The organism is Tenacibaculum haliotis, assembly GCF_025215075.1.
Classification (GTDB): domain Bacteria; phylum Bacteroidota; class Bacteroidia; order Flavobacteriales; family Flavobacteriaceae; genus Polaribacter; species Polaribacter haliotis_B.
Genome location: NZ_JAOBTH010000029.1, coordinates 413,243 through 436,516 on the forward strand (window position 1 = coordinate 413,243; position 23,274 = coordinate 436,516).

Consider the following 23,274-nt stretch of genomic DNA (forward strand, 5'->3'; position numbering starts at 1 on the left):
AAATAAAATAGTTAATTTTTCAAAAGTAAAAACCTGTATTATTTTTTACTTTTGAAAACCTAAATTTGCTACATTGAAAACTTAAGAAGAACAGTATCTATGAGTGATTTTAACGAAATATCTAATTTTTTTGAAACAGAATATCCTTTAAATCAAAATGGATTAAAAGAGTTGCTTTGTTTATTTAAAAAAGAAACTATAAAAAAAGGTACACAAATATTAAAAGCTGACACTGAAGAAAAACAACTTCGTTTTTTAAATTCTGGCGTTATAAGAGAGTATTTTGCTACTTCAGAAAAAGAAACGAACATTAATTTTTATACCAAACCACAATTTATTACCGATTTATCTTCGTTTAATAACGATTTAAAAACCAAAAAAAATCAAGAAACATTAACTGAAGTAACACTTCTTGTTGTTGATAAAAATGCGTTTGGAGATCTCTTAAAAAAATATGAATGTGGAAAGTCTTTTATCGATTTATCTTTTCAAAAATTATTAAAACACAAAGAGCTTTTAGAATATAACAGAATTACTAAAACTGCTGATGAGCTTTATAAAGAATTGTTTATTTACAAGCCAGATTGGTTAGAAAAAATTCCACAATATCACATCGCTTCTTATCTAAATATTTCTCCAGAAACCTTAAGCAGAATACGAAAACGCATTTCTTGATTTGAATCAATGGATACTGATCTTTCTTTTTTCAATTTTGTGTCTTAAATAATATAATTATGAAAATACATCATGTAAGAAATGCTACACTCGTTATTGAAGCTAATGATAAAGTTATTTTAGTAGATCCAATGTTAGGAAAAAAAGGAACTGCTGGTCCGCCATTTACATTGTTTAGATTTAAACCATTACGAAACCCGATACTCGATTTACCAAATAACGCGATGGAAATCGTGAACAAAACCACACATTGTTTAATTACACATCTACATCCAGATCATTTAGATAAAGCGGCTGAAGCATTTTTAAAAGAAAGGAGTATTCCAGTAATTTGTAGTGTAAAAGATAAAAAAACACTTGTAAAAAGAGGTTTAAATATAACTCAAACTGTGGCATATTGGAAACAATCCGATTTTCTTGGCGGAACAATTGAAGGTATTCCAGCAAAACACGGTTATGGGTTTGTTGCCAAGCCTATGGGCAACGTTATGGGTTTTTTTATCAATCTTAAAAATGAAAAATCAATTTATATAAGTGCTGATACTATTTATACCAATGATGTTGATAAAGTGTTGAAAACATACAAACCAGATATTAGTGTTGTAGCAAGCGGAACAGCGCAACTAGATATTTTTAAACCGCTTTTAATGACCTTAAAAGATATTGCTAAATTTGTTAAAAATTCACCCAAATTTGTTATCGCTAATCATTTAGAAGCGGTTAACCACTGCCCTACTACTAGAAAACAACTAGAAACAGAATTAACGAAACATCAACTTATTGAAAAAACCTTTATACCAAAAGATGGTGAGGTTATGGAGTTTGAATAAATTTTAAGCACCTTTGTAATAGTAAATATTTATAATGAAGGAGCAATTACAAAAATACTTAATACGTTATGCTGAATTTACTGACCATGAAATTGAACTCATTTATAGTACTTGCACTGAACAAATCTACCAGAAAAAACAATTTCTAATCGAACAAAATCATATTTGTAAATACAAGTATTTTATCCTAAAAGGGCTTGTACGTCAGTTTAGAGTGGAAGAAAATGGCAATGAAAACATCAGTGCTTTTGGAATTGAAAACTGGTGGATTACCAATTTAGATAGCTTTGTAAATAAAACACCTACAATTAACTCAATTCAAGCGATAGAAGAAACTACAGTACTTCAAATTACAAACACGCAATTAGAAGATTTATATGTAAAAGTTCCTCAACTAGAACGTGTTTTTAGAATCATTGCAGAAAACACATTGATTGCGCTTCAACGTAAAGATGAAATTTACATGAAAAAAAGCAGCAAAGAGCGTTACTTTATTTTAGTAGCTCAAATACCAGATTTTGCCCAAAGAGTTCCGCAATATATGATTGCTTCTTATCTGGACATTACACCAGAATACTTGAGTGAAATTAGAAAAAAAGGGAGTCAAAATTAATTTCTTAAGATACCTTAAGGAAACTTCATTAGCTTGTAAAATACCTTTGTACTATAATAAAAAACAAATTTATATTATGGAACGAATAGCTTATAAAGACATCCCAAAAGGAATGTTTGAAAATTTACGAGAAATTGAAAACTTTATTGAAAGTTCAACCTTAGACATGCAATTACTTGAAATTATAAGATTACGAGTAGCACAAAAAAACGGTTGTGCATATTGTGTAGACATGCACTATAAAGAGCTCAAAAAAACAGGTGAAACCGAACTTCGATTATCATCATTATGTGTTTGGGAAGAAACTCCGTATTTTACAGATAAAGAAAGAGCTGTTTTAAAGTTTACTGATGCTTTAACAAAATTGTCACGAGGCATTATTTCTGATGAAATTTATAATCCGTTGTTAAAATTCTTTTCAAAAGAAGAAATATGCTACTTAACCTTGGCTATATCTCAAATAAATACATGGACACGTTTAATGAAAGTGTTTCAATTTACACCAGGGAATTATAAGGTGACCGAATAAAAAAGTGTAAAAAAAGGAATACTAAATTTAGTATTCCTTTTATAGTTTTAATCTTTCTAGTGCTTTCTTTTTGTACAAATCACCTATCGGAATTTCAATTTTATCTATTTCTACATCTTGTTTTGTATACGCAGTTACTTTTTGAGAGTTTACAATATAAGAACGATGCACTCTTATAAAACGGTTGTCTAATTTTTCTTCAAAGGCAGAAATACCATGTTTAATTACCAACTTAGATGCTAACGTATGTATTCTGATATAATCCTTTATACTTTCTATATATAAAATATCTTCAAATAAAACCTTGATGTTTTTTTTATTACTTTGAACAAACATGTGTGTAGTTTCTTCCTTTTTATTAACAGGTTTCTCTATCGTTTGTGTATCTAAAAATTTTTCTATCGCCTTAAAAAATCGAGTAAAAACAATGGGTTTTAATAAATAATCAACCACATTTAATTCGTAACTTTCAATAGCGTATTCTCTGTGTGCGGTTGTAAATATTACTTTAGGCTTGTTGGCCAAGTTTTTTAAAAATTCAATACCTTTTAAAACAGGCATTTCAATATCTAAAAACATTAAATCTACCGATTCTGTTTTTAACACACTACTAGCTTCTATTGCAGATGCACAAACAGCCACAATTTCAAAATCTGGTAATTGATTTAAATGCGTAGTAATTAACTCTCTCGCTAATTCTTCATCATCAACAATTAAACATTTATACTTTTTCATGTGCTGTTAATTTTAATTCTAAATGATAACTTAATTCTTGATTATTAATTTTCAAAGAATATCCACTATTTGGGTACAATAAATTTAATTGTTTTTGGGTGTTTTTCATACCTATTGAATGCTTTTCAACATCTTCTCTTCCTTGATATGATTTTGGTTTTGTATTCTTTAATTTAAAGGTAATTTCTTTTGTTGTTGCTGATAAATATAAGTCAATAGTCCCTTTATTTAATTCTTGACTTATACCATGTTTAAAAGCATTTTCAACAAAAGTCAGTAAAATTAATGGTGCTATTTTTACATTTTGAATATTATTTTTTTCAAAAACAACTGTTACTCTATTTCCATACCTAACCTTTTCTAAAGCGATGTAGTTTTCTAACAAATCTATTTCTTTATCAATAGGCACATATTTATCTTTACATTGATACAATATATAATCTAAAATCTCAGAAAGTTTGGCAATTACTTCTGGTGTTTTATCTGATTTTTTTAATGCCAATGCATATAAATTATTTAACGTATTAAATAAAAAATGTGGATTTAATTGATGCTTAAGTAAATTAAGCTCGGTCGATTTTTTTTGCTCCTTTAAAGCAATAATATCCTTTTGATCTTGATAATATTTTATAGCAATTAATATGATTGAAGGAAAAACAATCCACATTATATTATTGATAAAAGAAATGAAAGAAAGTAATCGATCCCACAATAAAAAAGGTGGTCGCATTTTATAAATTTCAGGAAAATAAACTTCAAAATAATTGATAATAACAACGATATAAAAAAATCGTAATAAGTAAATAACCATTAAAGCTCCAACTACAAATAAAGCAATTCGTTTTTTATTTAAAAAATACGGAATTAGAAGGTAAAAGGTAAAAATGCTAAATAAAAACTGCAAAAATACTTTAAACGCAATATACTGCACCACAAATAACTTGTCGTGTTGTTTAAACCAATAAGTGCTTAACAGGTAGATAAACATAACAACCCAAAAGATTGTTTTTTGTAGAATACTTGTAGATATAATTTTTTTCATCAATATTAAATATACAATTTATGCGAACGCTAAAATTACGTTTTTGCTACCTCCACATTTTACTTCAAACTTAAAAAAATAAATTATCGCTGCTTCTTTTAATAGACAAAGGCCTATAAAGTAGAGTTAAATAGTTTTTTAAAGCAAATTAATCGTTTAAAAGATAAAAAAGAAGTTTCTATCAACGTTTTTACCCATTAAGTCTACAAAGAAATAAAACAACCATTCATTTTTCTAGATTCGTTTGATTTTTAAAAATAAAAAAATGAAGACCTATACTTTAATACTGCTGTTTGTAGTAGTAAATTTTTCGAATTTAAATGCCCAGAAAAATAAAAAAATTTATTCAGAATTGATTAAAAAAGGGTGGAAACTCTGTTTAGATAAAGATTTTATAGCCTCGGCAAAAATTTATGAAAAAGCATTTAAAATTAATTCAAATGCGCCCTTAAATGACAGATACAACGCAGCATGTATTTATGCTTTAGCTAACAATTTAAATGGTGCCTATAAACATTTATTTATTGCAGTAAATACTTTAAACTGGTACGACATTAATCACTTAAAAAACGATAATGATTTAAAGAATATTAGAGCCGATAAAAGATGGAATGAGTTGATTACTATAATGCAAAAAACTAAACAAAAAATTGAAAAAAATTATGATAAAGAGTTGGTTACAATTTTAGACAAAATTTATTTTGATGATCAAAGCACAAGAAGTCAAATTAGAAGTAAAGAGGAAAAATATGGAAGAGACTCTAAAGAAATGCGTATTTTTTGGAAAGAAATTTTACACAAAGATTCCATCAATCTACTTAAAGTTAGTAAAATACTAGATACACAAGGATGGCCTAACAAAGAAAAAATTGGTGCAAGAGGTACTTTAACAATTTTTCTTGTTATTCAACATGGAAATCAAGAAGTAAAACTTAAGTATTTATCAATGATTCAGGAAGCTTTAAAAAAGAACTGGCTACCCAAAAGACAGTATGCGATGTTTTATGATAGATTGGTTTTAGGGCAAGGAAAAAAACAACTGTATGGAACGCAGTTAGCAATGAGCAAAGAAAATAAAAAACCATATGTTTTACCATTAGACGATGCTAGAAACGTAGATAAAAGAAGAGCTGAAATGGGTTTAAATTCTATGCAAGAAAATTTAAACAGATGGAACTTAACCTGGGATGTAGAAGCATATTTAAAAATATTGCCAAAACTTGAAGCTAAGGAAAGAGCATTAAATCAAAAAAACAATTAAAAATGAATTTAAAAAAATTAACAATTTCGTTACTTACACTGTGTATTACCAGTATTACACTAGCCCAAAGCACCAATAATTATTTTAGACATTTACGGTACAATCATGTTTCGCCTTATATAAAATTAACCGGAACTTATCCCATTAATGCTGTAACAGCCAAAAACACATCGCATTATATTTTTACATACAATAATGCTAATCAACTTGTTGAAATAACAAACAATCATTATTTTACTGAAAGAAGGCATCCGTTAGCTTCAATCGGTGCATACAAAACAATAATTACTTACCAAAATAATACAGAAACTAGAGTTTTTTTAGATAAAAACGGAAAAAGAATAACCAATGATCGTCAGGTTTATAAAGAAGTTTTTACTGTTGATAAAAAAGGGAATTATACTAAACTTGAGTTTTTTGATATTAACGACAAACCAATGGAATCTAATTGGCAAATAGCCCGTTACCAATGGTTTAAAAAACATAAAATGGTAGTTGAAAAAAGATTTGGTTTAGATAATAAACCAAGAAATCTTTCTAATTATTTTGAATTTGGTGTTACAGGGATGACCTTTAGAAAAGACGGATCACCAATAGGTAATTATAATTTAAATGAAAATTTAGAAATTGTAAATAATTCTGGTGATGTTGCTTCGTATCAAGACACCTATGATAAAAACGGCAACCATATAAAGTATACTTATCATGATGAAAATAACAAACTGGTAATGAATCAGTTTGGTCTTTCTATTGGTGTCAAAGAATATGATAAGTTGGGAAATTATATTAAACAAGGTCATTACGATCCTAATATGAAATTTTTACGAGGAAGAGATATTGCTAGTAATCAACACATATCGTTAAGCAAAATAGCTTCAAAAAAAGACAGCTTAGAAATTAAAAGAATTTCTTTGGGTTATTTAATTGCTCTGCAAGAGTTAAAACCTAATTTAATGCAAGAGGTTATGAATGATAGCTTAAATAAAGTAACGGTAGGTTATAGTAGAGAATTAAGAAAAGAAGTAGTTACAGCCATTCCTAAAAAAAGAATGCTTGAAAATGCTGCAAATTGGAATAAATCAAATACTCGTTTTCCTCCTAACCCAAGTAATCAAATTAAAATATTAGATGTTTATCACAGAATAGCAACGGTTAAATTATACTCTGATAATTGGGTAGAGTATTTACACTTAATAAAACTTGATGACAAATGGAGTATTATCAATCTTTTATGGCAACATAAAGACGTTAAAAGATATCCGTTTTAAATAAAAAAAACCTCAGATTGATATATAATCTGAGGTTTTTTTATTTAAAGGTTAATCCTAGTTTACAGTAAAACTCCAAACTTGTCCGATAGACTTGGCTCCTGAATTATCGATAGTATTTATTTTCCAATAATACGTTTTACCAGTTTCAACAGTTACTTCATATAATTCTTCAGTAATTGAATTTGTTGTTACTTTTTCTGGATCAGTATTTTCGTCAAAAAACACATCATATGTTAAAGTATCTGATGTATTAGAATCAGCTCCTTTCCATGTTAAATTAATGATTCCAGCATCTATAGAGCTTCCTTCAGCAGGACTTAATTGTTCTGCCATAAAAGGAGCTGTATTGGTTTCTCCTGTGCCTTTTGTATAAAAAGCATTTACTGACGATGGTAGGCCTGCTTCGTTTTTACTATCTACTGCTGTTACTCTCCAATAATAAGCAACTCCTTTATCTAAATTAATTGATTTTGTAGAAGAGTTAGCTGTTTCTGTTTTAACAATAATAGCCATGTCTCTACTATTAGAAAACTCTACTTTATATCGAATAGCATCATTATTTGCATCTGTAGCATCTGTCCAATCAAAAACAATCGTATTATCTATACATAATAAATTTTCTGTTGGATATTCTAAATTAACCGTGCTTGGTGCATCATTTACTATTTTTTCATTTTTACTACTTCCGCCACCGCAAGCAACGAATAACGGTAATGAAAATAACATGATTGATTTTATTACTTTTTTCATTTTTTTAATATTTTAAAAGTGTTCGTCTTATCATTTCCTAATTTTAGGATATAAATACCCGATTTATAATTACTAAACGGAATTGATAATTGATTTCCTTGTCTTTCGATTTTCTGATTTAATACAACTTTACCGGTTACATCAAATACAGTTACTTTAACATTTAAAGCTGTTTCTAATGGTACTAAAAGCTCTATAGATTCTATAACAGGGTTATTTCTTAAGAAAACATTATCGATGGTTGTGGTAAATTTACCTTCACAAGCTTTTGCTGTAGTTACTTCAATAAGCCCTTTTCCTTGTAAGCTAACATTAAAAGTTGATTTATTAAACGTATTAACTAAATCTCCATTTAAAAAGACATTATAAGGTGCAGTTCCTGAATTTACATTTATCGTATAATCTTTAGACTGATTATTTTTAGCTAACCTTAAAGAAATAGTATTTGCTTCAGTAATTGTTATTTCAAAACACTGCTTATGGTTTTTATCATTAATTTCAACACATACTTCGTAATCACCTGGTGCTAAATTTTCAAAAGCATATGATGTTGATGTTAATTGTTTTGTTTCATTTATTCCATCTCCTATTAAAGTTAGCGTATAGCTTACAAATGTTTGCTTTACATTTATAGTAACTTTACCATCATTTTGATTAACACATGTTTCTGATGTAGTTTGAATAGATATATTATCTTGATTTAAATAACTAGTATCACAAATATCACCAATCCCATTATTGTTAGTATCAGCTTGATCTGCATTCATAGTATTAATACAATTATCTACATCATCCATAACACCATCAGTATCTGAATCTTGACAAGTATCTCCAACACCATTCATATCGGTATCTTTTTGATCTGGATTAGCTATTAATGGACAATTATCATCGATATCGATAATCCCATCACCATCTGTATCTTGACAAACATCTCCAACACCATTACGGTCTGTATCAGTTTGAGCTGCATTCGCTGTAGTTGGGCAGTTGTCATTTTTGTTTAAAACACCATCTAAATCATCATCTCCCTCAGGATCTAACTCTAATGTAAATTTACCTGAAAAAACACCCCTACCATAAGTTGCTGCAAAAACAATGTTATCATCTCTTAAATCTAAATCTAAAACAGGTACATTACTCATTCCATTTTGTGATAAACTCCAGGTAGGTGACGTTGCATTGAAGTTTTTTGTTTTCCAAACACCTAAATCTGTACCTATAATTACTTCATTTTGGCTTAAAGGATTTTGCATTATTGCTTTTACAGGTAAATCAGGTAAATTACCTTCTTTACTAACCCAATTAGCTCCTCCATTATCAGTATACCATACACTTATCACTCCATAATTATGCATTGTGACAAAAATTTGATCTTCATTTTCACCAAACTCAATATCAGAAACTGAACCTAAAAATTCAGGGCCAGTTATTTCTGTCCAAAGTCCAACATTTATATTAGCACTTGTTACTTTTAGTAGTTTTCCATTTTTTAATCCTAAAAACAACTTACTTGACCCTGTTGTATAAGGGGATACCTTTAATGTTGACGGAGGATTATCTAACAACGAATTCGTTAAATCATTCTTAGCAATTGTTCCTAATAAATTTGAGTATCTTCTTACAATATACTCACCTCCGCTAGAATAATTAGAAAACAAAATATTTAAGTTTGAATCTAATTCTTCCTGATTGATAAAATCTCCAGATGCAAAATCTTCATTATTAATTGTAATTCTACTATTTGTTTTATAATTATACAAAACAATACTTTGATTGTAAACATAATTAGATATAAAATATTGATCTGTTCCATCTGTATCAAAAAAACTAGCAGCTCCATCACCTCCTGCTGCTTCAATAGAACTGTTTATTCCTATTCTAGCTTCTTGAACTAATTGAGTTCCGTTATCTTGTGCTCCTGCTATGAAGTATTCATCTCCGTTAAACGCGGTTGTTGGAGCTACTCCTACTGTATAAAACTGTAAAGTATTATAATTATTATTTCTTGCTAAAATATTTACTGCTGAATCGTCTGAAAAATAAACTCCTCCATCATTACCAAAAACCATCTTATTAGAGGATGCAAATGCTAACCCGTGTTGATCTGCATGAACAGTAGATACTGCTAAATTTCGTAGATCATTATTATTCGACCATTTTGATATTTGACTCCATGAATCACCTCCATCAACAGATTTGAATAGATCAATTCCTCCAACATATAATACATTTTCATTATTAGGGTCAACTTTTAATAATAAATCATAAAAAGCTTGCCCTCTTGTAAAATCTTTTTCGCTAATCCCAGTATCAACATCTTTTGGTAATGGTAAAACGGAAATACTTGTAAAATTATCTATTGTTTTAAATATTTTAACAGGAGATCCTGATGAAATCATTTGAATCAATACATATACCGTATTTGGGCTCGTTGGTGATACTGCTATTTCAGTTCTTAATCCACCTGAAACTTTATATACTTCGTCAAAAGTAATACCATCTGTAGATTTAAATATAACACCTCCTCCATCACCAAAAGTATCACTTTTTGTTGTACTTAAATAAATAGAATTATCTGCCGATATTTCCATATTATTAGGTTCATGCTCGTTACCAGATGCTGTTTTTGGAATGCTTAGTTTTGAAAAATTAGCCCCATCAATCGATTTGTAAACACCATAACTATCTCCTCCTAAAGATGTAGCTCCTGCGTAAGCTGATTCTCCGGCTGCAATATAAACTTCTGAATTTCCAGCATTATTTCTAACAACAATGTCATTAATATGTTGGATACCTGGTACAATTGTAATATTTGTAGCATTTTCATTTGTTTTAGTTAATGTTCCTGTAATTCCAGTTGAAGCTAATGCATTAATTATAATTTCTCCATCTTTTTTACTTATCATTACAGAAGGAATTGTCACTAAATTACCTTCATCTCCTCCCGACATGTTAAATGGAATTGTATTTTGATTATTAACAACTATTACCGCTACTGCTCCTGCATCTTGCGCATTTTTAGCTTTTTTTGAAAAATTACACGTTCCTCTTTGTATTACTGCAATTTTACCTGCTAAGGCAGAAAAATTAGTAATTGCCTCACAGCCATCTTCTTTTGTAGCTACACCATCATCAACCAAAATTAAATTTTGCGTTATTGGTGAAGTTAAATTAGCTCCAAAAGCTGAAGTTAAAATTGTTTTATACTCTCCTGAAATACTAGAAGGAATTGTTATTGTTAGTTTAGAGTTTGAATCTAAAAATGAATCTCCTGTGATACCTCCAAAAACTTTAGACCAGGTTACTCCTCCATCAATAGATTTCCATAACCCATCTCCGTTCGCATCTCCATTCACATATGATTCTCCTGTACCTACATAAAAAATTTGTGAGTTATTTGGATCTGCGGCAATACACGAAACTGCTAAATTCTCTGGAATTCCTATCCGAACCCATTTAGAATTTGAATCTGATATTTTAGTGTTTTTCCATAAACCACCACTTACTCCTCCTGCAAATACAGTTTCGTTTGATGAGTCATTTGGATCAAACAATAAAGCCCTTGTTCTCCCCCCTACATTATCAGGTCCTCTTTCAACCCAATTATTACCAATTTCTCCTGGTGCTTTTCTACTCGTTCTCGAACTATTTAACCTTCTTTGAATTTTTAAAATATTTTCTTGATGAGTTCTTCCTGTAGTTGGGTTTATTTCATTTAAATACTTTTGCTCAAAGTATGCGTTAGGAGGTAAACCTTGTGCTTTTCTTTCTTTTTTAGGAAGTCTTCCTGTCTTCTGAAAAGGGTGATTTCTTAAAAATTCTGCGTGTTGTTTCCTTAATTCTTCGACATTGATACTTTTAGTATCTAGCGATTTAAAAACAACACCACCTACGACTAACAAAATAAGTAAGCCAACAAATAGTATTTTTTTATTCATGATAAAGTTATTTATGATATATAACAGTTAGTGTTAAAATTACCCTAACTAATTTAAAAAAAAAGCTAAAATATAGATTATATCCATATTTTAACACTTTTTAACACGTAATTACGCAATATTTCCTTTTGTTTTTTTAAATAATCGTATTGCAAAACTATCTGACAAACCAGATACATAACTACAAATTTGCATAACTCTATCATAAAGTGCGGTTTTTTCTTGCTGATATTCATCAGGAAGTAAATTCAACACCAGTGTATCGTAGTTAGATTGTGTTCCGTTATACTTATTGTTTAATGCGGTTACAAAAACATCTAATAAATCTGCAATAATTTTATACCCAGCTACTTCTTTTTCAATAACATCTTTACTACGGTATATTTTTTCTACACTTATTTTAATGATATCGTTAATTTGTGCTTCGTATTTACATTTATCTAATAATGATTTTTCGAAACTACCATTTAAAATAGCTGCTTCATTTTCTAAAAAGATGTCAACTGCTTCGTTAATTAAAACGCCTATTGCCAAGGCTCTTAAATAACTAATACGATCTTTTGTATATTTTAATGAGTGGTATTTTTTACTATCAATGGTATTTTTAACCAACTTAATCATGTACTCTAAAGCATAATCCTCATCAATTAACCCTAAATTAATTCCGTCTTCAAAATCGATAATTGTATAGCAAATATCATCAGCAGCTTCTACTAAATATGCTAATGGATGACGGTAATAGGATATTCCGTCACTTTCTTTTTTCTGTAAACCTAAATCAGTTGCTACATCTAAAAAAGCGGCTGTTTCAGACTGAAAAAAACCGTATTTCTTATCAACTATATGTTTTGTTGGTTTTTTAGGCAATGATTCTTTAGGATATTTCATAAATGCTCCTAAAGTTGCATAACTTAAACGCAAACCACCTTCGCTACCATGATTATTTTCGGTTAAAATCTTAAATCCGTTAGCGTTTCCTTCAAAATCTATTAAATCTTGATATTCTTTTTCGGTAAGTTGCTCTTTATATTTTAATCCGTTACCGGTTTTAAAATACTCTCCGATGGCTTTTTCTCCTGAATGCCCAAAAGGCGGATTTCCGATATCGTGTGTTACGGATGCTGCTGCAACTATGGCTCCGAAATCATTAAAAGTATATCCTAATTCTACTAAATTGGGGTGACGTTCTAACAACACTTTACCAACGCGTCTTCCTAAGGTTCTACCAACAACCGACACTTCTAAACTATGTGTTAATCGGGTATGAACAAAGTCGGTTTTTGATAACGGAATTACCTGTGTTTTATCTTGTAAGCTACGAAAGGCTGATGAAAATATAATTCTATCAAAATCTACTTCAAAGCCTAAGCGCGTTTCGTCTTGTAATATGCGTTCGCGTTTTTGTGTATCACCAAAACGTTTTAAAGAAAGGAGTTGTTCCCAGTTCATTATGTGCTTTATTTAAGATAAGATCACTGCCTATGTAGGAATGACAAGTTGGGCGAATTTACGAAAAGTATTTAAATGTGTTTAGCCCAGATTGAGGCATTTGTTTGAGCTCTTTTTTGCCAAATTTCTGGTAAAAAAAGCGAGTGCAGAAAGCTGGAAATAGCTTCAAAAAAAAAGAGAAGCCTTTTCGACTTCTCTTTATCAACTTTTAATTTAATTTTGGTTTAAGACCCACACATTAAACAATCATCGTCTGGTGCTCCGTTTTTAGAAGCATCAACCATGGCTTTAAATTCTGTAGCACTCATTGGTTTTTCTTCTTCAACTACAGCATCTTTCTTTTGGATGTTTAAGGTGAATTGCTTTGCATTTACTGCCGATTTTGTACGTAAATAGTACATTCCTGTTTTTAAACCACTTTTCCAAGCATAAAAATGCATTGAAGTTAGTTTTGCATAATCAGGGTCTTTCATAAATAGGTTTAAAGACTGAGATTGATCGATAAAATAACCTCTATGACGCGCCATATCGATAATATCTTTCATGCTCATTTCCCAAACTGTTTTGTATAAATCTTTTAAATCTTGTGGAATAATATCAATATGTTGGATAGATCCGTTTGCACGCATAATATCTTCTTTCATATTATTATCCCATAAATTCAACTCTACTAAGTCTTCTAATAAGTGCTTGTTTACTACAATAAACTCACCAGATAATACTCTACGTGTATAAATATTAGATGTATAAGGCTCGAAAGCTTCGTTGTTTCCTAATATTTGAGAGGTAGATGCGGTAGGCATTGGTGCCACTAATAATGAGTTACGAACACCGTGTTCCATCACTTTTTTACGCAAAGCATTCCAGTCCCAACGACCACTTAAATCGTCTTCTTTAATTCCCCACATATTGTGTTGAAATTCTCCTTGAGACATTGGCGAACCTTTAAATGTTGAATATGGCTCTTTTGCTTTTGCAATCTCCATAGATGAAGTTACAGATGCAAAATATAAGGTTTCGAATATTTCTTGATTCAACTTTTTAGCTTCATCAGATGTAAATGGCATACGCAACATAATAAAAGCATCTGCCAATCCTTGAATACCCAATCCTACAGGACGGTGACGAACATTAGAGTTTTCTGCTTCAATTACTGGATAATAGTTACGATCAATTACCGTATCTAAGTTTCTAATTACTTTTTTAGTTACTTTAAATAATTTTTTATGATCAAAAAACTTGTTTCCGTTTTCATCTTCACCAACAAACATTGGTATTGCTATGGATGCTAAATTACATACTGCTACCTCATCTTTGGCAGTATATTCCATAATCTCAGTACATAAATTTGAAGAACGAATAGTTCCTAAATTCTTCTGATTCGATTTACGGTTAGCAGCATCTTTATATAACATGTACGGTGTACCTGTTTCAATTTGCGACTCTAAGATTTTCTCCCATAAATCACGTGCTTTAATTACTTTTCTACCTTTTCCGGCAGCTTCGTAACTTGTATATAAACGCTCAAATTCTTTTCCGTAAGTATCAAATAAATTCGGACATTCATGTGGACACATTAACGTCCAATCTGCATCTTGCTGCACACGTTCCATAAATAAATCAGAAATCCACATTGCGTAAAATAAATCACGCGCTCTCATTTCTTCTTTACCATGATTTTTCTTTAAATCAAGAAAATCATAAATATCAGCATGCCAAGGCTCTAAATACATCGCAAAAGAACCTTTACGTTTTCCTCCTCCTTGATCTACATAACGTGCAGTATCATTAAATACCTTTAACATTGGTACAATTCCGTTTGATGTACCATTGGTACCGGCAATATAACTTCCTGTTGCACGAATATTATGTAAAGACAAACCAATACCTCCTGCAGATTGCGAAATTTTAGCAGTTTGTTTTAGTGTATCGTAAATACCTTCTATACTATCATCTTGCATTTGTAATAAAAAACAAGACGACATTTGTGGTTTTGGTGTACCTGCGTTGAATAATGTTGGCGTAGCATGGGTAAAATATTTTTTACTCATTAACTCGTATGTAGCGATTGCTTCGTCAATATCTTCTTTATGAATACCAATAGATACACGCATTAACATGTGCTGAGGACGCTCAACAATGTTACCGTTTAACTTTAATAAATAAGAACGCTCTAAGGTTTTAAATCCAAAATAATCATAATTAAAATCACGACTATAAATAATAGTAGAGTCTAATTTATCAGCATTTTTCATGATAATATCATACACATCATCTGCTAATAAAGGAGATTCTTTTTCTGTACGAGGATTTACATACTTGTACAAATCAACCATCGTTTCTGAAAACGATTTTTTGGTGTTTTTATGTAAATTAGATACGGCAATTCTTGCAGCTAATTTTGCATAATCAGGATGTGCAGTAGTTAGTGTCGCAGCAACCTCAGCAGCTAAATTATCTAATTCTGATGTTGTTACACCGTCATATAATCCTTCAATAACACGCATGGCAACTTTTACTGGATCAACAATTTTATTTAATCCGTAACACATTTTTCTAACCCTCGCTGTGATCTTATCAAACATCACAAGCTCTCTTTTACCGTCTCTTTTTGCTACATACATATTATTACTCTTGGTTTTAATTTGGTTTATAGAGTCACCTAGGTTTTACACTTAAGTGATTCTTACATGTTAAAATATTTTTGTTTCTTTTTGGAAACTATATTTAACTAAAAACACCTACATGTTTTTAGTTAAATTTTACCGCATGTAGGGGTTAGCAGTAGTGTTATTCTTTTTAAAAATCAGCATCGAAACTAATGTCTCCAGTACCACCTGATGATACTCCTGCTTTTTGGTATTCAGAAACTCTTTTTTCGAAGAAATTTGTTTTTCCTTCTAATGAAATCATCTCCATAAAATCAAACGGATTTGTAGCTTCATATTCTTTATCGCATCCAAATTCTAATAATAATCTATCAGTTACATACTCTAAATACTGTGTCATTAATTTAGCGTTCATACCAATTAAACTTACAGGTAAAGATTCTGTAATAAATTCTCTTTCAATATTTAAAGCATCTAAAATAATTTCACGAATACGATCTTTAGGTACTTTATTTACCATGTGATGATTGTGTAAATGAACTGCAAAGTCACAATGCATTCCTTCATCACGAGAAATTAATTCGTTAGAAAATGCCAATCCTGGTAATAAACCTCTCTTCTTTAACCAGAAAATAGAGCAAAATGAACCAGAAAAGAAAATACCTTCAACCGCTGCAAAAGCAATTAATCGTTCTGCAAACGAATCAGACTCTATCCATTTTAATGCCCAATCTGCTTTCTTTTTAATCGCTGGAAAAATTTCAATTGCCTTAAACAATTTATCTTTTTCTGCATCATTCTTTACATATGTATCTATTAATAACGAATACGTTTCAGAATGCACGTTTTCCATCATTATTTGAAAACCATAAAAGAATTTTGCTTCAGAATATTGAACTTCGTTTACAAAGTTTTCTGCTAAATTTTCATTTACTATTCCATCAGAAGCAGCGAAAAAAGCTAAAACATGCTTAATAAAATAACGTTCATCGTCAGTTAACTTCGTTTCCCAATCTATAACATCTACAGATAAATCGATTTCTTCGGCGGTCCAAAAACAAGCTTGTTGTTTTTTATACCACTCCCATAAATCGTCATGTTGAATTGGAAAAATTACAAATCTATCTTTGTTTTCTTGTAAAATTGGTTCGATGAAAGCCATTATATATTTGTGCTAAATTTTAATGTTATTTTTATTTTCTAGAGGGTTAACAAAGATTCAAAAAATTACTAAAAACTGAAAGCCTTACTTATTCACAAATCCCTTGAAGTTTTCAACAAATTGAAAAAAAAGCACAAAAGAGCGTCTTTACAACAAAAGCACAAATCGTTTAAAAACAAGAGTTTAAAATTAAAAAATATGCTTGAGTAGTGATAATCACTGAGTTTCCTGTTTTGGTTTTTTTGCATAAAAAAAGTGATGTTTTCACATCACTTTTTCAATTTATTTTTAGGCTTATTTTTCTACCTTTAAAACATCTTTTATAATTTCTTCTATTTGTTTTTTTGGTAATGCTCCGTTTGCCATTTGAGGCTGTTCACCCGCTTTACAAAATAACATTGAAGGAATACTACGAATTCCGAAAGCGGCAGATAATTCTTGTTCTGCTTCTGTATCAATTTTATAAATATCAATTTTACCTTCGTATTCTTTACTCAATTCTTCTAAAATCGGAGCCAAAGTTTTACAAGGTCCACACCAATCTGCATAAAAATCAATTAATGCTGGTTTGTCTCCTTCAAATTTCCACTCTTTATTCTCTTCGAAATTAAATACTTTTTCTAAAAAAGTTGCTTTTGTTAAATTCTCTGTCATGCTGTTTATATTAATTATTTACTTGAAAATTCTCAAGCTTAAAGGTAGTCGTTTTTATTCCTTATAAATTACAAGAAGGTTATTTAGTGTTAAAATCGTCTTAAAAAATTGGAGTCTCATACTTTTTTCTGCTAACTTTGAAAGAATTAACTAATTTTTATACCATGAAAAAAATCCTTTTTTCGATTCTTTGTGCGAGTGCTATTTTAGTGTCTTGTAAACAAGAAAACCAACCTAAAAACACAATTGCTGTGAAGTACCCAGAAACGACTAAAAAACCTGTAGTAGATGATTTTTTCGGAACAAAAGTAACCGATAACTATCGCTGGTTAGAAGATGACAGAAGTACAGAAACTGAAAATTGGGTTAAGGCTGAAAATGAAGTAACTTTTGATTATTTAAGTAAAATACCATATCGCGAGCAGTTAAAAAATCGTTTGTCTGAATTATGGAACTACGAAAAAATAGGGACTCCCTTTAAAGAAGGCGAATACACCTATTTTTATAAAAACAACGGATTACAAAATCAATATGTTTTATATAGAAAAGATAAAGAAGGTAAGGAAGAGGTTTTCTTAGATCCAAATACGTTTTCTGAAGATGCAACAACATCATTAGGCGCTGTTAGTTTTTCTAAAAACAGTGAAACAGTTGCTTATTCAATTTCTGAAGGTGGTAGCGATTGGCGTAAAATAATTGTTATGAATACCAAGAGTAAGGAAATTATTGGTGATACATTAATTGATGTAAAGTTCTCTGGAATTTCTTGGTACAAAAACGAAGGTTTCTATTATTCTAGTTACGATAAGCCAAAAGGAAGTGAATTATCTGCTAAGACAGATCAACATAAATTATACTATCATAAATTAGGAACAGCACAAAAAGAAGATGCTATTATTTTTGGAGCAACTCCTCAAGAAAAACATCGTTATGTTGGTGGTAGTGTTACTGAAGACGACAATTACCTTGTAATTACAGCAAGTGTATCAACATCTGGAAATAAATTGTTTTTTAAAGAGCTTTCTAAGCCTGATAGTTCATTAATAACAATTTTAGATCATACAGATAGTGATACCTATCCGATAGATAATATTGGCTCTAAAATATACTTGGTAACCAATCTTAATGCGCCTAATAAAAAAGTAGTTACTGTAGATATTTCTAATCCAACTCCTGAAAATTGGAAAGATTTTATTCCTGAAACAAAAAACGTCTTAAGTCCGTCAACAGGGGCAGGTTATTTCTTTGCTAAATATATGGTAGATGCGGTTTCTAAAGTAGTACAATATGATTATGACGGAAAATTAATTCGTGAAGTAAAATTACCTGGCGTAGGATCTGCCGGTGGTTTTGGCGGAAAAGCAACTGCTAAAGAATTGTATTTTTCATTTACAAACTACAACACACCAAGTTCTTCTTACAAATTCGATCCGAAAGAAGGAACGTATGCTGTTTATTGGAAACCTGCCATTTCTTTTAATGGTGATGCTTATGAAAGCAAACAAATATTTTATACTTCGAAAGACGGAACAAAAGTTCCGATGATTATCACCTATAAAAAGGGACTAGAATTAAACGGTAAAAATCCAACTATCTTATATGGTTACGGCGGATTTAACGTGAGTTTAACTCCTAGTTTTAGTATAGCAAACGCTGTTTGGATGGAACAAGGCGGTGTGTATGCTGTACCTAATTTACGTGGTGGTGGTGAATACGGTAAAAAATGGCACGATGCCGGAACACAATTAAAAAAGCAAAATGTATTTGACGATTTTATTGCTGCAGCTGAATATTTAATCAACCAAAAATATACCTCATCAGATTTTCTTGCCGTTCGTGGTGGATCAAACGGTGGATTATTAGTCGGAGCAACAATGACCCAACGACCAGATTTAATGAAAGTAGCTTTACCAGCCGTTGGTGTATTAGATATGTTACGTTATCATACATTTACTGCGGGAGCAGGTTGGGCGTACGATTACGGAACCGCAGAACAAAGCAAAGAAATATTCGATTATTTAAAAGGATATTCTCCTGTACATAATGTTAAAAATGTAGCTTACCCAGCAACAATGGTAACTACTGGTGATCATGATGATCGTGTGGTACCAGCGCATAGTTTTAAGTTTGCTGCCGAGTTACAAGACAAACAACAAGGAGAAAATCCGGTATTAATTCGTATCGAAACAAATGCTGGTCATGGTGCCGGAACACCGGTTGCAAAAACAATAGAGCAGTATGCTGATATTTTCGGATTTACCCTATTTAATATGGGATTTGATCAGTTACCGAATCCACCAAAATCTAAAATTAAGAGTTAAAAACTGTAACAGATAAAAGGTTATAGCTACTAATACATAAATCAATCTAAATTAAACACAATGAAAACCATTCACAAAATGCTGTTTACTACTGCAGTTGCTTCCATAGCAATTGCTTCGTGTAAAACAGAAAGTAAACCTGAAGAGAAAAAATCTCAGGGAATTATTATTGAAAACATGGATACTTCTGTTAAACCTACAGATGATTTCTTTAGATATGTAAACGGAACTTGGATGGACAAAACCGAGATTCCTGCTGACAGAACTTCTTGGGGTGGTTTTGGTGAATTACGTAAAAAAACGGATGCTGATGTATTGGTTATTTTAAATGATGCAATTCAAGAAAGAGATTTTCCGAAGGTAAAAGACGCTGAGGGAAATGAAATAGATTCTGATCAAGAAAAAGCAGTAAACTATTACGAAACTATAATGGATACTGTTGCTAGAAACAAGCAAGGTACCGAGCCAATTAAGCCTTTTTTAGCTAAAATTGAAGAAATTAAAACTAAAAAAGATGTAGAAAACTACATTACAAACATGGCACCTTACGGTGGTGGTGGTTTTTATGGTTTTGGCGTTTATAACGATTTAAAAAACAGTAGCCAATACGCAGGTTATATGGGTGCTGGTGGTTTAGGTTTATCTCGTGATTATTATATGGATGCTAAGGTTGCAGACAAATTAGCTAAATATCAAGAGTTTATTGCTAAAACATTAATGACTTTTGGTGATGATGAAGCTACCGCTAAAAAGAACGCAGCTACTATTGTTGCTTTCGAAAAAAGTTTAGCAGAGCCAATGATGACAAAAGAAGAGCGTAGAGATACACGTAAAATGTATAACCCTATGACGGTTGCTGAATTAACTGAATTAGCTCCTGCAATTGATTGGGCTGCACATTTAGAAGGTATTGGTGTTACTGATCTTGAGAAAATAATTGTTACCGATCTTGGATACTTTAAAGCATTAAGCGGAATTTTAGATGCTCGTTCTGTAGAAGATATTAAATTGTTATTCCGTTGGAATACTATTAACAATTCTCTTGGTTTATTATCTACCGATTTAGAAACTGCTAATTGGGAATTTTACAGTAAAGAAATGCGTGGTGCAAAGCAACAACGCCCAAGAAACGAACGTGCTTTAGGTAATTTAAATGGTGCTGTTGGTGAAGCTTTAGGTAAACTATATGTTGATAAAATGTTTCCACCAGAAGCAAAAGCAAAAGCAAAAGAAATGATCGACAATGTAATGTTAGGTTTCGAAAAGCGTATTGCTGGTTTAGAATGGATGAGTGCTGAGACTAAAACAAAAGCATTAGAAAAGTTACACAAGTTAACGGTTAAAATTGCCTATCCTGATGTTTGGAAAGACTACTCTGAATTACAAGTAAAAGGATTAGAAAATGGTGGTTCTTATTTCGAAAACGCTAAAAACGTTACGAAGTGGAATTATAACAAAAACATGGAGAAATTAGGAAAAGCTGTAGACAGAACAGAATGGGGAATGTCTCCTCAAACTGTTAACGCTTACTTTAATCCTGTAAACAACGAAATCGTTTTTCCAGCTGCAATTTTACAACCTCCATTCTACGATTACAAAGCAGATGAAGCTGTAAATTATGGTGGTATCGGAGCAGTAATTGGTCACGAAATCTCTCATAGTTTTGATGATTCTGGTGCTCGTTTTGATGGCGATGGAAATCTTAAAAACTGGTGGACTGATACAGATTCTGAAAAATTTGCTGTAATTGGTAAGCAATTAGTAAAACAATACAGCGATATTGTTGCTATTGATAGCATGCACTTAAATGGTGAATTTACTTTAGGTGAAAATATTGGTGATTTAGGTGGTGTACAAGCTGCTTACGAAGGTTTACAAATTTTCTTAGAAAAGAACGGAAAACCAGCTGATATCGATGGTTATACTGCAAACCAACGTTTTTTCCTTTCTTGGGGAACAATCTGGAGAACAAAAATGCGTGATGAAGCTTTAAAGAACTTAATCATGACAAATACACACGCTCCTGGCCAATACAGAGCGTATATGCCACTTAAAAACGTTGATGCTTTCTATGAAGCTTTTAATGTTAAAGAAGGTGATAAAATGTATTTAAAACCAGAAGAAAGAGTTAGAATCTGGTAGACACGCAGTGTCTTCTGTAATGATTTTCTTTACGGAAAATTGTACAAACTATATCAAAGAAAACCGATACGAAAGTGTCGGTTTTTTTTATTCCTCTCACTTCGAGTGATTTTTGAGGCACGAAAAAATTGTATAGACAAGTTGGGCGTTACCGTAAACGGTCGCGCTTTCACTACTCGCTTTTTTTTCGTGCCTCAAAAAAGAGCTCAAACAAACCGTTCAATCGCTAACGCAAAAACAATAGAAACTCTATTTTTGCAATCATGCTACAGGTAAACAATATTTCGTTTTCTTATATTAAAGAAAAAACAACACTTACAAACATCAATTTCTCTTTACAAAAAGGAGAACATGTATCTATAATGGGCGAAAGTGGCTGCGGAAAATCAACTTTATTAAAAATTATTTACGGCTTATTAGATGTTGACAAAGGAAACATCTATTGGAATGATTTTAAAATCTTAGGGCCTGCGCATTATTTAGTTCCCGGTATCGATATTTTTAAATACGTTGCGCAAGATTTCGACTTAATGCCATTTACATCTGTAAGTGAAAACATTAAAAAATTCCTATCTCGTTTTTATCCAGAAGAAGCAGAAAAAAGAACAAGTGAGTTATTAGGGGTAATAGAAATGACTGACTTTGCCAACATCAAAGTAAAAAACTTAAGCGGTGGTCAACAACAACGCGTTGCCATTGCTCGTGCCTTAGCTAAAGAACCTGAATTGTTATTACTCGATGAACCTTTCGGACAAATAGATAATTTTAAAAAAAATTCGCTAAGTAGAAACTTATTTACCTACTTAAAGAAAAAAAATATTGCTTGTATTATAGCCACTCACGATGGTAATGACGCACTTTCTTTTGCTGATAAAATGATTGTTATTAAAGACCATCAAATAATTGCGAATGATATACCAATGAACTTATATAAAAATCCGAAGTTAAAATATATAGCCGCTTTATTTGATGATGTAAATGAGGTTCTCATCAACAATAAAAAAGTATTATTATATCCGCATCAAATAAAAATTGTTGAAAGCTCAATAATAAAAGCAATTGTTAAAAACACGTATTTTAAAGGTAATTATTGGTTAATTGAAGTGAGTTATAATGGTGCATCCATTTTTTTAAATCACTCATCAACTATTAAAATAAAAAAAATAGTTTCATTAAAATTTAATGAGACAGTTTTTTAATAAAAAACACACTATTATTTATATAAATAATAGTGTGTTATAAAAACTCTTTTTCATTTGAAGGGTGTAGCAACCTTTCCTATAATAAAAA

At 30.9% G+C, this 23,274-nt stretch carries 17 protein-coding genes; 9 read left to right on the forward strand and 8 right to left on the reverse strand.

Annotated features, from left to right (window positions below; translation table 11 throughout):
- The first annotated feature begins 99 nt into the window (after positions 1 to 99).
- From N2251_RS13655 to N2251_RS13670, 4 genes are all read left to right on the forward strand, one after another.
- Entirely contained in the window at positions 100 to 675 is a 576-nt protein-coding gene (locus N2251_RS13655) for a Crp/Fnr family transcriptional regulator (RefSeq protein ID WP_260587292.1), read from the forward strand.
- Positions 676 to 734: 59 nt separating this feature from the next.
- A complete protein-coding gene (locus N2251_RS13660; protein ID WP_260587293.1) occupies positions 735 to 1,505 on the forward strand; it encodes an MBL fold metallo-hydrolase in 771 nt (256 codons plus the stop codon).
- Between the two features lie 34 nt (positions 1,506 to 1,539).
- A complete protein-coding gene (locus N2251_RS13665; protein WP_260587294.1) occupies positions 1,540 to 2,118 on the forward strand; it encodes a Crp/Fnr family transcriptional regulator in 579 nt (192 codons plus the stop codon).
- A 76-nt stretch (positions 2,119 to 2,194) separates the two neighbouring features.
- Entirely contained in the window at positions 2,195 to 2,647 is a 453-nt protein-coding gene (locus N2251_RS13670) for a carboxymuconolactone decarboxylase family protein (RefSeq protein ID WP_260587295.1), read from the forward strand.
- A 39-nt stretch (positions 2,648 to 2,686) separates the two neighbouring features.
- Here N2251_RS13670 and N2251_RS13675 read toward each other — a convergent pair whose 3' ends face one another.
- Together N2251_RS13675 and N2251_RS13680 are read right to left on the reverse strand one after the other, a co-directional pair.
- On the reverse strand, positions 2,687 to 3,382 hold the full coding sequence (locus N2251_RS13675; protein WP_260587296.1) for a LytR/AlgR family response regulator transcription factor: 696 nt from the start codon (positions 3,380 to 3,382) through the stop codon (positions 2,687 to 2,689).
- On the reverse strand, positions 3,369 to 4,424 hold the full coding sequence (locus N2251_RS13680; RefSeq protein WP_260587297.1) for a sensor histidine kinase: 1,056 nt from the start codon (positions 4,422 to 4,424) through the stop codon (positions 3,369 to 3,371). Before N2251_RS13680 ends, N2251_RS13675 begins: the two co-directional genes overlap by 14 nt.
- A 265-nt stretch (positions 4,425 to 4,689) precedes the next feature.
- Here N2251_RS13680 and N2251_RS13685 point away from each other — a divergent pair, with 265 nt between their 5' ends.
- The gene (locus N2251_RS13685) at positions 4,690 to 5,685 is read left to right on the forward strand and encodes a DUF6624 domain-containing protein (protein WP_260587298.1); all 996 of its coding nucleotides are present in this window, start codon (positions 4,690 to 4,692) and stop codon (positions 5,683 to 5,685) included.
- A 2-nt stretch (positions 5,686 to 5,687) separates the two neighbouring features.
- On the forward strand, positions 5,688 to 6,953 hold the full coding sequence (locus N2251_RS13690) for a nuclear transport factor 2 family protein (RefSeq protein ID WP_260587299.1): 1,266 nt from the start codon (positions 5,688 to 5,690) through the stop codon (positions 6,951 to 6,953).
- A 57-nt stretch (positions 6,954 to 7,010) separates the two neighbouring features.
- Here the strand turns inward: N2251_RS13690 and N2251_RS13695 are convergent, their stop codons facing one another.
- From N2251_RS13695 to trxA, 6 genes are all read right to left on the reverse strand, one after another.
- Entirely contained in the window at positions 7,011 to 7,706 is a 696-nt protein-coding gene (locus tag N2251_RS13695; protein ID WP_260587300.1) for a fibronectin type III domain-containing protein, read from the reverse strand.
- Entirely contained in the window at positions 7,703 to 11,647 is a 3,945-nt protein-coding gene (locus N2251_RS13700) for a thrombospondin type 3 repeat-containing protein (RefSeq protein WP_260587301.1), read from the reverse strand. Before N2251_RS13700 ends, N2251_RS13695 begins: the two co-directional genes overlap by 4 nt.
- A 111-nt stretch (positions 11,648 to 11,758) precedes the next feature.
- Positions 11,759 to 13,096, reverse strand: a complete 1,338-nt coding sequence (locus N2251_RS13705) for a deoxyguanosinetriphosphate triphosphohydrolase (RefSeq protein ID WP_260587302.1) — start codon at positions 13,094 to 13,096, stop codon at positions 11,759 to 11,761.
- A 224-nt stretch (positions 13,097 to 13,320) separates the two neighbouring features.
- The gene (locus N2251_RS13710; RefSeq protein WP_260587303.1) at positions 13,321 to 15,720 is read right to left on the reverse strand and encodes a ribonucleoside-diphosphate reductase subunit alpha; all 2,400 of its coding nucleotides are present in this window, start codon (positions 15,718 to 15,720) and stop codon (positions 13,321 to 13,323) included.
- Positions 15,721 to 15,895: 175 nt separating this feature from the next.
- Positions 15,896 to 16,867: a ribonucleotide-diphosphate reductase subunit beta gene (locus N2251_RS13715; protein WP_260587304.1), complete on the reverse strand. Its 972-nt coding sequence runs from the start codon at positions 16,865 to 16,867 to the stop codon at positions 15,896 to 15,898.
- 294 nt (positions 16,868 to 17,161) lie between these two features.
- The gene (gene trxA, locus N2251_RS13720) at positions 17,162 to 17,521 is read right to left on the reverse strand and encodes a thioredoxin (RefSeq protein ID WP_260587305.1); all 360 of its coding nucleotides are present in this window, start codon (positions 17,519 to 17,521) and stop codon (positions 17,162 to 17,164) included.
- A gap of 164 nt (positions 17,522 to 17,685) precedes the next feature.
- Between trxA and N2251_RS13725 the strand changes: the two genes are divergently transcribed.
- The 3 genes from N2251_RS13725 to N2251_RS13735 all read left to right on the forward strand — a co-directional run bounded on the left by N2251_RS13725 (position 17,686) and on the right by N2251_RS13735 (position 23,183).
- Positions 17,686 to 19,842: a prolyl oligopeptidase family serine peptidase gene (locus tag N2251_RS13725; protein ID WP_260587306.1), complete on the forward strand. Its 2,157-nt coding sequence runs from the start codon at positions 17,686 to 17,688 to the stop codon at positions 19,840 to 19,842.
- A gap of 60 nt (positions 19,843 to 19,902) precedes the next feature.
- Positions 19,903 to 21,984 carry a M13 family metallopeptidase gene (locus tag N2251_RS13730; protein WP_260587307.1) on the forward strand — a complete coding sequence of 694 codons (2,082 nt, stop codon included), beginning with the start codon at positions 19,903 to 19,905 and terminating at the stop codon, positions 21,982 to 21,984.
- Between the two features lie 263 nt (positions 21,985 to 22,247).
- Complete coding sequence (locus N2251_RS13735; RefSeq protein WP_260587308.1) at positions 22,248 to 23,183, forward strand: ABC transporter ATP-binding protein; 936 nt, start codon at positions 22,248 to 22,250, stop codon at positions 23,181 to 23,183.
- Positions 23,184 to 23,274: the final 91 nt, after the last annotated feature.

Coding starts and splice junctions, on each gene's coding strand:
- N2251_RS13735 (WP_260587308.1), top strand. CDS start 22,248: ATGCTACAGGTAAACAATATTTCGTTTTCTTATATTAAAGAAAAAACA.
- N2251_RS13660 (WP_260587293.1), top strand. CDS start 735: ATGAAAATACATCATGTAAGAAATGCTACACTCGTTATTGAAGCTAAT.
- N2251_RS13680 (WP_260587297.1), bottom strand. CDS start 4,424: ATGAAAAAAATTATATCTACAAGTATTCTACAAAAAACAATCTTTTGG.
- N2251_RS13665 (WP_260587294.1), top strand. CDS start 1,540: ATGAAGGAGCAATTACAAAAATACTTAATACGTTATGCTGAATTTACT.
- N2251_RS13675 (WP_260587296.1), bottom strand. CDS start 3,382: ATGAAAAAGTATAAATGTTTAATTGTTGATGATGAAGAATTAGCGAGA.
- N2251_RS13725 (WP_260587306.1), top strand. CDS start 17,686: ATGAAAAAAATCCTTTTTTCGATTCTTTGTGCGAGTGCTATTTTAGTG.
- N2251_RS13700 (WP_260587301.1), bottom strand. CDS start 11,647: ATGAATAAAAAAATACTATTTGTTGGCTTACTTATTTTGTTAGTCGTA.
- N2251_RS13710 (WP_260587303.1), bottom strand. CDS start 15,720: ATGTATGTAGCAAAAAGAGACGGTAAAAGAGAGCTTGTGATGTTTGAT.
- N2251_RS13690 (WP_260587299.1), top strand. CDS start 5,688: ATGAATTTAAAAAAATTAACAATTTCGTTACTTACACTGTGTATTACC.
- N2251_RS13655 (WP_260587292.1), top strand. CDS start 100: ATGAGTGATTTTAACGAAATATCTAATTTTTTTGAAACAGAATATCCT.
- N2251_RS13685 (WP_260587298.1), top strand. CDS start 4,690: ATGAAGACCTATACTTTAATACTGCTGTTTGTAGTAGTAAATTTTTCG.
- trxA (WP_260587305.1), bottom strand. CDS start 17,521: ATGACAGAGAATTTAACAAAAGCAACTTTTTTAGAAAAAGTATTTAAT.
- N2251_RS13670 (WP_260587295.1), top strand. CDS start 2,195: ATGGAACGAATAGCTTATAAAGACATCCCAAAAGGAATGTTTGAAAAT.
- N2251_RS13715 (WP_260587304.1), bottom strand. CDS start 16,867: ATGGCTTTCATCGAACCAATTTTACAAGAAAACAAAGATAGATTTGTA.
- N2251_RS13705 (WP_260587302.1), bottom strand. CDS start 13,096: ATGAACTGGGAACAACTCCTTTCTTTAAAACGTTTTGGTGATACACAA.
- N2251_RS13695 (WP_260587300.1), bottom strand. CDS start 7,706: ATGAAAAAAGTAATAAAATCAATCATGTTATTTTCATTACCGTTATTC.
- N2251_RS13730 (WP_260587307.1), top strand. CDS start 19,903: ATGAAAACCATTCACAAAATGCTGTTTACTACTGCAGTTGCTTCCATA.